Genomic DNA, 11,975 nt, shown 5'->3' with positions numbered 1-11,975 from the left:
CGTGAGCGACCCTCAGATCGTCTGCCCGAGCTGCCACACCGAGATCAAGCTGACGGAATCGCTTGCGGCCCCCATGATTGCCGCCACCCGCAAGCAATTCGAGGCGCAGCTTGCGGCCAAAGAAGCCGATTTTGAACGTCGCGAGGCCCAACTCAGACAAACGCAAGCCGACCTCACCAGGGCGCGCGAAGCCATCGACGAACAGGTCGCTGCCAAGCTGAGGGCCGAACGCGTCGCCATCGCCGAGGCCGAGGCAAAGAAGGCGCGCCTCGCATTGGCGGATGATCTCAGCCAGTGCGACCGGCAGCTCGCGGACCTGCAGCAGATGCTCGCCACCAACAATGCGAAGCTTGCCGAAGCCCAGAAGGTCCAGGCAGAGGTGTTGCGCAAGGAACGGGAGCTTGAGGAAGCCAAGCGCGAGATGGACCTCACGGTGGAGAAGAAGGTCCAGGAGAACCTTGCAACCGTTCGCGACAAGGCAAGGCTGGAAGCGGAGGACGCGCTGAAGTCCAAGGTCACGGAAAAGGAGACCCAGATCGCCGGCATGCAGCGCCAGATCGAGGAGCTCCGTCGCAAGGCTGACCAAGGCTCGCAGCAGCTGCAGGGCGAAGCGCTTGAAATCGAACTTGAATCCCTACTCCGCAGCCGTTTCCCGCGTGATCTGATCGAGCCGGTGGCCAAGGGCGAGTTCGGCGGAGATGTGGTGCACGGGGTGATGGCCACCAATGGACAGCGCTGCGGCACGATCCTCTGGGAGTCGAAACGAACGAAGACCTGGAATAATGCCTGGCTCGGCAAACTGCGCGATGACCAGCGCGCCGCCAAAGCGGAGGTCGCGCTGATCGTTTCCACCGCGCTACCCAAGGGGATCGAGAGCTTCGATCTCGTTGATAACGTCTGGGTCACGGAGCCCAGGTTCGCGATCCCGCTTGCCATTGCTCTCCGGCAGTCGTTGATCGACGTCGCCGCCAGCCGTCAGGCGCAGGAAGGCCAGCAGACCAAGATGGAGATGGTGTACGCCTACCTGACTGGTCCGCGCTTCCGCCACCGCATCGACGCCATCGTCGAAAAGTTCACCGATATGCAGGCCGATCTCGATCGCGAGCGCGCGACCATGACGCGCCTGTGGGCCAAACGCGAGGAGCAGCTCAGGGGCGTGCTCGACTCGACCGCCGGGCTCTACGGCGATCTGCAGGGTATCGCTGGCCGCGCCATGCAGGAGATCGAGAGCCTGGACGTGCTGATGATCGAGGTGAAGGGCGAGGCGGCGGAATAGGTTGGCTTGCCAATTTCGCCGAACACGACGTTGCACTACGCCGGTGACGGCCGCAAAGACGCTGAGGTGGGCGTTCACACATAAAACTTGAACGGTTGTTTTTCCTCTCCCTTCGCCGACCCCATAGTGAGGACGTCCCCAACCATCCGCGCAAATCGGACGGTGACAGGAAGGCCATCATTGAAGTTACAGGAGTTGTAATTGATCTTGGTGAGACCCATGATGTCTGCGAGCACCGTGCGAATGTCGGGCTTTGCCTTCTTGCTGCGTATCACAGTGATGTGCAGCGGATTGGGCGTTTCGGGCCCGATGTAGGTGTCGAGCTGCGGCACATAGCCCGTCGTCCAAAGATAGGCCGTCTGATCATCGAGCATGAGCGCGGTCCCGCGCAGCACGGGATAGTCGCCATCACGAAAAAGCTTCGTCTCGCCGCCGGTCGAGCGGATTCGCACGCCGATGACGTTGGTCTCCTTCGGCGCCGCCTCGACAAAGGCGTTCCACTCCTCGTCATTGAAATAGGTCTGCCCATGGATGAACAGCTCCTTGGGCGGGCCGCCATGCGTCTCAGCGTAGGTCTTCAGCACCAGCGCGAGCAGGTTCTTCGCCGCGGGCGCCTTGAGATGATAATCGTAATCTCCGGTCTTCCACGGTCCATTGGCGCCGCGAAATACGACACCGTCTCCCTCGTTGAGAAACATCTGCGCCGCGCAGCAGGCATGCCCATCGGGATCGTTCGGCAGGCTCTTGTAGAGCATGCCGATGTAGCAGACCCCCGCCCGAACATCCGCCAGCCGCCACGGTGGCTTCGGCTGCGTCTTGTAGTAGAGCCCGGTGGCGAGATTCCAGGCAACCGTTGCGGCGTCCTGCGTCTTGCGCAGCGGGTATCCGGCCTTGTTGAGATAGGCACCCGGCGCGAGCGTCGTCTCGCGAACCAGTTGGGTCGGCGCGATCTTCAGGAACTCGGCCTTGATCCTGCGATGGAAATCCGGGACGTCCTCGAAAATCGCCTCGTTGGTCTGATTGACGGCGCCCATGGCGGCGAGCAGCGGGATGCTCTCCTTCGCCTTTTGCCGCTTCGTGAACTCCCCCTTTTCCATTGGCAGGCCCGTTCGCTTGGACTGAGGCCTGCATCGCTCGTAGACGATTTCTGGCAGGATCAGGATCCAGACCTCGACCGATCGCTCGTCGTTGCGCAAGTGCTGCTTGACGCGATCGATGTAGAGGCGCGCGACCTTGTCCACGGCCTCGTTGAGGTTAATGATGCGCGTTGCGCGATCGATGTCCTTCCATGGAATCGACAGGGCGCTGACTTCGTCCGGCTCGAACGAAATCCCGAACGCTTCGTCCAGCCCAGGGAAGTTCGCGAGGTGCAGCCGGTCGGCCTTTTCGCCTTTTCCGGGGGGCGGGACGCGCACGACCGATTTGAGCTTTCGGCCCCATGCCCGAAAGTGACCGATCCCGTCGGTGGTGCCGACTACGCCGACCCGAATCTCGCGGCTCTTCTTAGCCTTGGCGTGAGGTCCATAAAGGAACAACCCGTCCTTGGGGTGCGGACTGCGCTGCGAGAATGCAAACTCCAGCGGTGGTTCGTCGAAGTGTTCGACTTGAAGAGATTTCTCAGGAAATCTCATTCCTCAACCTCGTCATCATTGTCCGGCCGACCAAGCGTGCTGCTATCGGTCTCTTCTTCGTCGGCATCGAGAACGTTGGGAAGCGCGGTGCTCACCGGCGAAGTGAACAACATCGGCGCGGCTTCGATCAGGAGCGCGGCGTTCGCCGACAGCGCCAACCTGATATAGGCCGACTCACCCGAAAGCAGCTCGAGAAATGCGAGCATGCGGCCATGCCACTGCTTGTTGCGCCAACCCTTGCAAATGCTTCGCCGCAAACGGTGCAGCTTCCTGGGATCGTCGATGCTGAGACCCGCCGGTGTTTCGTTATCGACCGCGAACAGGACCCTCGCCTTGAGCTTGAGGTGCCAGAACGGCCAGAAATAGGGCATCGCGGTGACGCCGAACTGCCAAATATGTCCCTTCGCGACATTGCGAAGCATTGAGGACCGCCGGTCGCCTTGCTTGCCCCAAGGGATGCGTCGTCCGATCGCCGCCTGCGCGGCCGAAGCGTGGAAGCCGACAGCGTTAGAATAGTGATACTCGACGAAGCCCTTCTCCCTGCAGAACGACAGCCATGCTTTCTTGATCATCGCGATGACCAGGTTGGACGCGACCTGACGTTCGATCCCGAGCGGAGAAAAGCCGTTGTCGACAAATTCCAGCAACGGGATCTCGTGCTTCAGCTTGAACCGGCCGGCAGACGCGTACGCGGTGTCGACTTCGGATTGCTCCGCAAAGGTGATAATACCGGAGCCCTGTTTCGCGCACGGATAGGGGAAATCCTCGAGCGCGCGATCGAGCAATCGGCCCTCGATCGCGCCGGAGCTCTCGAAAAATCGGATGACGTCGGGCGCTTCGGCGGCGCGCAGCCAGTTCGAGGTCAATCGCTCGGCTTCCTCGACGAGCGGGATCGCGCCGCGCCGCCGGAAAACCTCCCAATTCGGATCGATCACTGTCTGGCCAGCGGGACGTGGCACTTTCTGGCGCTGCAGCGCGTCAAGCAGGAGGCCGACGCCTTCTCCCCAGCCGCGCACAAAATCGACGGTCACCGCATCACCGACGCCCTTGACCTTCTTTCCCGGTTCGAGCCGCAGCGGAATGATAAACCGGGAATCGTCTAGCTCCTTCGACAACTCCAGCGCAATATCGAGGTCGTCCTGGACATGCGAGTCGGAGAGCGTGGCATCGCGGCAGAGGAGCAGAACTTTCGCCGCCCGGTATTGCAGCGCCTGATTGATCTCACGGCGCCATCGGTCGCCGGGCTGAAGCGTCAGGATGTCGGCGAACACGCGGTACCCTTCGGCCTCAAGCTTGGGCGCGAGCCAAAGCGCGAATTCGTCGTCGATCGGCGACGCCTTGATTAGAAATATGGTGTCCCGAGCCGCTTTCTCGACAGGCGCTGCGTTTCCGGTAGCCTCCCTAGGGGGCAGGAGATTGGCAAGGACGGCGGGAACCGCCCCCGGCTTTGAAAGTGCCTTTCCGACGGCCTCAGTGATAACCGTTTGCAGAACCGATGTGCTCTGCGCCCAAAGCTTTTGATGGGCCTTCTCGATGTCTGGATATTTGCGCAACAGGGCGTTGAGGTCGCCGGGTCCGAAGATGTCGCCCGGCGTTCGCAGCGATGGGCCGACGATCTCGGCCAACGCATTCTTGTTCTTTGGCGTGAGTGGCGCAGAGGTCACAAGGATGTACCGCGTCGGCGCCAGCCGGTCGATGGATAGCCGCTCCTTCGTCATCTTCGACTTCAACGCCGCGAAACCGGACCCGTGATAATGCTTCGCCTGCATCACGATCGATCCATCGGCACGCGCATGGCGGCCGTCCATCCCGTCGTCCGGGCCCTCGGCAAAGGCTTCGAAACGCAGCTCTATCTCGCGCCCAACGAGGTCGCGGGCGAGATCCTCAAACTCGCTGTGGGACAAACTCGCGAAATCATAATTCATGGGTCCAGAATGAGTGCCCGCTTCGTGGGCAGTCAAGCAATCGAAAGCACTATTGCGTCGCGGCTAAGCCTTACCAACAACAAGATAAACCGGCATTTGCGACAGACTGGGTCCAACGGTATAGGTTACTTCGAGGAAAACTGACGAGCCCGCGACGATAGAGAAGAATCTGGCGAGAACGCTGCGGCAGACCGGCTATCTGGTCCTGTGCCTGCATATGTGGCCGCGAAAGTCAGCTTGGGGTGGCTGGCGAGACGTCGAGACCCCAGTAGCCGGGCTCTCCGACGCCGGGCGAGTCGCCCGTGTGCAGCTTTCACATCAACCGCAGGCTCTTGAGGCTCGCATGGCCGTTCTTGCCGACGATGGTGCACGGCGATGCACTCCACTCGAATTTGGTTTCAATTGAAAGAACCGGCGCATTAATCCCGCTCTCTACCGACGCTCAGACACGACAGCGTTATGTTGCTGCTGCCAATCGCGCATAGCCGACTTGCGTCGTGGAGCAATGCGAACTGATCAGCAAATACTCAAAACCTTATGAGTCGGCGAGCCAACAAAGGCAGAGCAAGTCAAAATACAATGGCTCCTGGAAAATCCAACGAACACGAAGCGCTGACCCTCTACGAGTCACGTTCTATCCCCTCCGTTTGGAACGCGAGGGCTGCGAAAACGGCGCGACCCTCTTCTCGGCGACCCAAGGGATGAGATTAATTTTCTGCGGCTGCAGATCAGCGGTGACCACGGGCAGTTCCATCACAAATTTCAGCAACGTGGCGATTTCGTGCGACTCGCAATAGCGCTCGCTCGTTTCGGTGTCGCCACCGTGGCCGAGCAGATCGGCGCGATCCTCCACGGCCACCAGCTTCTTCTTCAACTGCGCCCCGAACAGATGACGCACCGCGTGGGACCCTAGCCCCTCTTCCGTCACACCCGCTGCAATGAGGATCGGCTTGAACTGCTTGTAGAAGCGGTCGCCGAGAGGCGACCGGCTGGATGGCGAAAAAAGATCGGGGAATAGCAGTTTGTACCCGAGCGCCTTGATCGCTTTCACATAGGCCAGAAAGTTCAACCGGATCACCTCCGGATGCAGCGGAATGTTACGCTGGGACTGGGCATTCTTGATCCGCCGGCGTTCATTCTTGGCAATGTGGAGATAGGGAAAGGGAATGTCATCGCTGTCGAAGATCACGTCATCGACCATCGCTCCACAGAGTTCCTCGCGGCGGCAGCCCGTGTAATAGATGAGGATCGGCACGAAATAGAGCGCGCAGTCGAAGATTTGTCGAGCGCCTTCCAGGCCCGGCTTTTCAAGCGCGTCCCAACCCGCGCAATTGTTAAACGGAGCCGTGCGGTAGATCGCCATGGCGCGATCGATGGACAGCTTGAGCCTTTCGTCCCGATCACGCGTATCCTTGTCGCTCTTGGTGCGAAGTTTTGAGAGGTCGATCTCGTCAAGGTTCTCCAAGCCGCGAGCGCTGCATGGACGAATATCTGACCAAGAAAGGTCAAATGCCGATTGACGGTTCCGCTGCTGAGACCGCACTTGCTTTTTCCACCCTCCTCTCTTTTTTCATCGAATTCACGTCCCTTCTCGCGAAGCTGCGCGATCGTCAGATGCTCATCCCTGACTGACTTGCCGTAGTGTTTGTATATCTCGAGTAAGAGGAAATCGGCGAACTTGCCCGCGTGTGCCTTGCGCAGTGCATTCAGATCGTCGATCTCCTGGTCCTCAACCATGAACTTGACGAACAGGTTCGAGACGCTCCTAGCCTGCCGCTGGGTCTTTTGATCCCAGTGACCATTCTTGGCGTTCAGCTTGATAACGTCTTCCGCAAATTTCAAGAAGTCTGCCATCGGAATGGCTTGCGGTCCTGGCGCAGGCTCGACCGCCGGTGAATCGCGACGGTGATCCTCGCCATCCACCACAACCGGTGAAACCGGCAGCCGTGGATCGCTCCTCGATAGGAGGATGCGATCCACGACGTCGCCATCCTCGACACGCTGCCCTCCATAGCGGCGGTCGATTTCGGCGAGTGCAAGCTTCATCCCGCGGAAGTAGGTCCCCTGGGCCACGCTCACGTTCATCGCAGTCGGTGCGGCCGCCACGCCCTCGATCATTTGCCGAAGGACACGATCCTTGGTCGGCACCAGGTCGTTCTTCCGAAGCACGATCAGATGACGCTGCACGGCCTCGATGTCGGCTTCCGAGAGTCCGTCGGCAGCCATGCGGATGCGATCCTCGGGACGCACGGCGGCAGTGGCGCCCTGGGCGTCGAGCAGCGTGTAGGTCCACAAGGCCCGCTTGTCGTCCGACCGCGCCTGGTCGACGTCAAAACCAGGCGCGCTTTTCGCAGCGAGCGCCACCCGCTCCAGCTTGGTCAGATGCCGCTCCACGACAGCGCCGAGCATCGTCTCGATTTGGGACCGTGACAGGTGCAGGTCGGCGTTCTCGGCAAGCATCGCGGCGTCTTCCAGAATGGCGTCGAGTTGGATTGCCAGCCGTCGCGCCGTCACCGGGCTCGTCGTTCGCAGGCTCATAAAAACATGCGGGCGACCCTGGAAAATGGCAAGCGCGCGGGGCACGCGCCGACGCCAATAGTAGGTCGCCTCGCGGCGAAAGATGTGGACAGCCATCGGAATGCGACTTCCTGTGCAGCAGGGATGTGTCGCAAGCTGTGCATCAGCTCCCCAGCCAGGCCGATTTTTCAGTGTTTTCAACGGTGGTCGGCGCGCTGGCTGGGGCGGGAGGGATCGAACCTCCGAGTTTCTTTATTCGTTCCCTCGACCTTTTAGCAATCACTCCCGCCTACTCATCTCAAAAAGCAAGCCCTGGGGCATCAATAGGGATTCATCGAAAGCGCCATGCCCCTTTCACAATAGTGACGAGCCTTGGCGCGCACCAGAGGCAGACGCGCCTTGTTAAAACTCAACATCTTCTTTGCCCGCTTAAATCCGTGGCGTCGTTTGCCGTAATGCTCGGTCGCAGTGCGATCCGTCGCGTGATTCACGATTACGGCGATCTCCGCGCGGGAAAATCCGCTCGCCTTCAGGCACGAGATCGCGAAGTGGCGAAAAGTGTAGGTGCAGACGCGCTTAATTTTCAGCTTCTTGCACGCCGTTGCCAAGCGGCTGTTGACGTTATCCTGCAGCTTCGACCGTCCGTAGTCGTGCCATTTACGAGTGTTGGCAATCCATTTATCGAGTTCAGAAGCCAAGGACGCCTTTTTGATGAGCCCGGACTTCTCAAAATAGATGCTGATATCAATTTCGCAGTTGTCGGCCAGCCCGCGCTGGTTGCTGCGCTTTTCGGCGTCGGCGCGAAGAATATTGCCTTCGCGCTCCAGAACAAGAATTTCCCCGGGGCGCCATCCGACGCGCGAGGCAAGGATGATATATCCGACGATCCAGTGCGAAAATTCATCCCTTTTCGAACGAAAATAGCGGATGAGTGAGCGGAGCTCCCGCATCGGGATCGATTTGCGGAGCTTCGCTCGCTTCTTTCTCTTGGCCGCCACCTGCTTTTGCCGGGCAACCTGCCGGCTTTTTTGGGATCTCTTGATCTTTTCGGCGGGCTTCGGCCGGTCGTACTTCAGACGCCAGAGCAGCGATTTCTCCGATTCCGGATTGTCGCGGATCAACTCCATCATCACGAAGAGCTCCACCAGCTGGCCTAGAGCTGCGGCGACGAGGCGGATATAGCTCTCGGACCATCTGCCGTCGCAGCTCAGAAACCAGAGGACGGCTATGACGACGCGGCTCTCATGGGGCGCGTGGCACGCCTCCGCCGGATGCTCGCGACAGTACTGCCCGATGAATTTGGTAGCTTCGATCTGGTATCGAGCAATCGTCTGATCACTCCTGGCTGGCTCCACAAACATGTCTGTTCCCCACGTTGGTCGATGCGTCGACCAACGATGGATGCCGCACCTGCAAGGCGCAACTCGAGGCATGTGCTTGACGGTTTCCGGAGAAGCGGCGACATCTAAGGAGGCGGGCCGACGAGCCCGCTTTTCACTAGCGAAAGGAGAACAAGATGCCCACTATCCAGGGCTATGGAGCGTCGGTGGAGGCCGCCAAACGCGCCCTCGAGGCAGCGCAGAACGCACTGTCGCGCGATGTCGGACAGGCCGTCGTGAGTGCGCAATGGAGCTTCCTGCGTGACCGGTTCGATGTGAGCGCACTGATCGACTGTATCAGCGAACTCGCCGCACAACCCGGCTTTGTTGCGAAGCTGCATGCCTCCGCTGACAAGGCGCGCAACCAGCAGCCCGCACGCGGCCGGCCGCCGAAGGCGAACAACGGCGCAACCGAGTTGAAGAGCGTCATGCAGTCGAACGGCGGCGCCTTCGCAGTGTAACGTTAAGTTTGTTACTCCGATCGGCCTTTACGGCCGTTGCCGAGAGGTTCACGCAACAGTATCATTGATACATCCCTCGTTGCGTAACAGCGATCGGTCAAGACGAAAGATTTCAGGGATTTACCGGGAATGTGGTAGCGGGGGAGGGACTCGAACCCCCGACCCCAGGATTATGATTCCCGTGCTCTAACCAGCTGAGCTACCCCGCCACGGCATCGCGGTGGCGGCAGGCAATGCCGCGGTCGCGAACGCGCGGCATATAAGGAGCGGGTCGACGACCTGTCAAGCAAAGCGAGCCGTCCGGGCAAGCATCTGCAAAATTGCGCTATTTCGGCCGGATTGACGGGTCGCCGCCGGGACTGCCAGGCGGCGGAATCACCGGCGTCTTGCCATCTTCCGGCGTGGGCGCATGAATTTCGGGATCAACGCCCGGCGGCGGACACAATACGCCCTCCGAGCGGGCCAGCTTGTCGCCGAGCGGCTCGGCGCGCTGACCGGTGGTCGTTCCTTCCCGCCCCTTCCCTTCCGGAACCGTCGCGCCGGAATTCGGCGCCGGCTGCATCGGCGCGCAATTGGCGGCCGCGGCGCGGTCGGGCGATGGCGGTGCGGTCTGGGCGGGCGGCGTCGCCGGGCTGGGCGGGGCCTGAGCGCCCGCCATACTCGTAGCCGCCATCAACACACATGAAAGAAGAAGTGCCCGGTGCATTGCCATGCCGGGAAAACGGTCCGCGCGCGCTGAGGTTCCGCGGTTAGTGCGCCGCTTTTTTGTTTGACGCGTTTTCTTGAGCGAAAACGCTATGCGCTTCACGATTTCCGAAAACGGATCAGCGAAAAATGCCCCATCGGCGGCATCGGCCGCCGCTCGGTCAGGGTGACGCCGCCATGTTTGGCGGCCCAGTTGGTCAGGCGTTCCCACGGAAATTCCGGCCGCCAGCCCAGCCGCCGCGCCAGTGGCGCGAACGCCAGTTCGAACGCGCGGCGCGGACCGGTTTCGGCGCCGATGTGATTGACCAGAATGAGTTCGCCGCCGGGTTTCAGCACGCGGATGAAATCATCCAGCGTGCGTTCCGGATCCGGCACCGCCGTGATGACATATTGCGCCACCACCGCATCGAAGAACGAATCCGGAAACGCTAGGTTCTTGGCGTCCATCACCGCAAGCGCTTCAACATTGGTCAGGCCGAACTCGCGCACCCGCTTGAGCGCCCGCCGCAGCATCGGCTCGGAAATGTCGACGCCGCACAATTTCGTGTTGCGCGAATATTCAGACAGCGACAGCCCGGTACCGACGCCGACGTCGAGAACACGTCCGCCGATTTTGTCGGCCTCCGCAATGGTCGATCGGCGGCCCTCGTCGAACACCTTGCCGAAAACCAGATCGTAGACCGGCGCCCAGCGCCCATAAGCCTTTTCGACCCCCTCGCGGTCGATGTCCCCAGCCATTCCCTCTGCCCCGATTTTTTCTTAAGTGCGCATCACCTCGGCGAGCGGCGCGGCCTTTTCCTGCACCCCTCCCCTCGTCACCGGATGGCGTGCGGTCGCGCTCTTGATGAATCCGCCGCCGAGCACGCGCGCCTGTCCCGCAGGCGCATCGTAGAACACGCAGGCCTGGCCGGGCGATACGCCCTCCTCGCCGGCAACGAGTTCGACCTCATAGCCGCCATCGACCGCGCGCAGCCAGGCCGGCTGCGGCGCGCGCGTCGATCGCACGCGCACGAACATCTCGATGCCGTCGCCAATGACCTGGTCGAGCAGCCCGTCGCCGATCCAGTTGACGTCGCGCAGCAGGATGCGATCCATCCGCAACGCCTCGCGCGGTCCCACCACGACGCGGCGGCTGGTGGCATCGAGCTTGACGACATAGAGCGGCGCGCCGGCTGCAATGCCCAGTCCCTTGCGCTGGCCGACGGTGAAATGAACGATCCCTTGATGGCGGCCGATTGTACGGCCCTCGAGATCGACGATGTCGCCGGGCTCGATCGCGCCGGGCTTGAGGCGGCCGATGATGTCGGTGTAGCGCCCGGTCGGCACGAAGCAGATGTCCTGGCTGTCCTGCTTTTCGGCGACTTCGAGGCCGAAGCGCCGCGCCAGTTCGCGCGTCTGCGGCTTGGTCATGTCGCCGAGCGGAAAGCGCAGATAATCGAGTTGCTCGCGCGTGGTCGCGAACAGGAAATAGCTCTGGTCGCGATCGGAATCCGCGGCGCAGACCATCGCGCGCGATCCGTCGGCAAGGCGGCGCGAGGCGACATAGTGTCCGGTCGCGAGCGCCTGTGCGCCGAGTTCACGCGCGGTCGCCAAGAGATCGCGAAACTTGATCGAGCGGTTGCACTCGATGCAGGGCACCGGCGTTTCGCCGAGCGCGTAGCTGTCGGCGAAATTGTCAATCACGGATTCGCGGAAGCGGCTCTCATAGTCGAGCACGTAATGCGGGATGCCGATCCGCTCCGCCACGTTGCGGGCGTCGTGGATGTCCCGTCCTGCGCAGCAGGCCCCCTTGCGATGGGTGGCAGCGCCGTGGTCGTAAAGCTGCAGCGTGATCCCGACCACGTCATAGCCTTCGGACTTCAGCAAGGCAGCCGTCACCGAGGAATCGACGCCGCCGGACATGGCGACCACGATCCGTGTGTCCTGCGGACGGCCTTCGAGATCCAAACTGTTTCGCATGCCAGGGGTCATCGACTTCAATCGCGAACGCGCCATGGCGGTTCGCGGCCAGGGTTTAAAAAGCCTTTATGCATAAGGCCTTAAGGCGCAATTCGGCCATACCGGGCCGGATCGGACTTAGC

Annotated in this window: 10 protein-coding genes and 1 tRNA gene; 2 read left to right on the top strand and 9 right to left on the bottom strand. The window is 61.1% G+C overall.

Features of this window, described 5'->3' with window-relative positions; all coding sequences use genetic code 11:
- The first annotated feature begins 1 nt into the window (after position 1).
- Positions 2–1,276 (top strand): DUF2130 domain-containing protein, encoded by a 1,275-nt coding sequence (locus V1273_RS07160; RefSeq protein WP_334409160.1) that lies wholly within the window; start codon positions 2–4, stop codon positions 1,274–1,276.
- A 74-nt stretch (positions 1,277–1,350) separates the two neighbouring features.
- Here V1273_RS07160 and V1273_RS07155 read toward each other — a convergent pair whose 3' ends face one another.
- The 5 genes from V1273_RS07155 to V1273_RS07135 form a co-directional block, all read right to left on the bottom strand.
- Positions 1,351–2,907, bottom strand: coding sequence for an argonaute/piwi family protein (locus V1273_RS07155; RefSeq protein WP_334366906.1), 1,557 nt, complete (start codon positions 2,905–2,907; stop codon positions 1,351–1,353).
- The gene (locus V1273_RS07150; RefSeq protein ID WP_334409158.1) at positions 2,904–4,811 is read right to left on the bottom strand and encodes a toll/interleukin-1 receptor domain-containing protein; all 1,908 of its coding nucleotides are present in this window, start codon (positions 4,809–4,811) and stop codon (positions 2,904–2,906) included. The genes V1273_RS07155 and V1273_RS07150 overlap by 4 nt, the downstream gene beginning before the upstream one ends.
- A gap of 655 nt (positions 4,812–5,466) precedes the next feature.
- A complete protein-coding gene (locus tag V1273_RS07145; protein ID WP_334366904.1) occupies positions 5,467–6,033 on the bottom strand; it encodes a hypothetical protein in 567 nt (188 codons plus the stop codon).
- Entirely contained in the window at positions 6,018–7,550 is a 1,533-nt protein-coding gene (locus V1273_RS07140; protein ID WP_334409157.1) for a DUF6538 domain-containing protein, read from the bottom strand. Before V1273_RS07140 ends, V1273_RS07145 begins: the two co-directional genes overlap by 16 nt.
- A gap of 119 nt (positions 7,551–7,669) precedes the next feature.
- The gene (locus V1273_RS07135; RefSeq protein WP_334366902.1) at positions 7,670–8,710 is read right to left on the bottom strand and encodes a hypothetical protein; all 1,041 of its coding nucleotides are present in this window, start codon (positions 8,708–8,710) and stop codon (positions 7,670–7,672) included.
- A gap of 155 nt (positions 8,711–8,865) precedes the next feature.
- Between V1273_RS07135 and V1273_RS07130 the strand changes: the two genes are divergently transcribed.
- Positions 8,866–9,189 carry a DNA-binding protein gene (locus V1273_RS07130; protein WP_334366901.1) on the top strand — a complete coding sequence of 108 codons (324 nt, stop codon included), beginning with the start codon at positions 8,866–8,868 and terminating at the stop codon, positions 9,187–9,189.
- Positions 9,190–9,321: 132 nt separating this feature from the next.
- On the opposite strand, the gene V1273_RS07125 is transcribed toward V1273_RS07130, so the two are convergent.
- From V1273_RS07125 to mnmA, 4 genes are all read right to left on the bottom strand, one after another.
- Positions 9,322–9,398, bottom strand: a tRNA-Met gene (locus tag V1273_RS07125).
- A gap of 116 nt (positions 9,399–9,514) precedes the next feature.
- On the bottom strand, positions 9,515–9,901 hold the full coding sequence (locus V1273_RS07120) for a hypothetical protein (RefSeq protein ID WP_334366900.1): 387 nt from the start codon (positions 9,899–9,901) through the stop codon (positions 9,515–9,517).
- Between the two features lie 92 nt (positions 9,902–9,993).
- Positions 9,994–10,632 (bottom strand): class I SAM-dependent methyltransferase, encoded by a 639-nt coding sequence (locus V1273_RS07115; protein ID WP_057847181.1) that lies wholly within the window; start codon positions 10,630–10,632, stop codon positions 9,994–9,996.
- A gap of 21 nt (positions 10,633–10,653) precedes the next feature.
- Positions 10,654–11,853, bottom strand: coding sequence for a tRNA 2-thiouridine(34) synthase MnmA (mnmA, locus tag V1273_RS07110; protein WP_334366899.1), 1,200 nt, complete (start codon positions 11,851–11,853; stop codon positions 10,654–10,656).
- Positions 11,854–11,975 lie beyond the last annotated feature (122 nt).

This window comes from Bradyrhizobium sp. AZCC 1721 (assembly GCF_036924715.1).
Taxonomy (GTDB): Bacteria; Pseudomonadota; Alphaproteobacteria; order Rhizobiales; family Xanthobacteraceae; genus Bradyrhizobium.
This window is presented reverse-complemented; position numbering and strand designations above follow the sequence as displayed.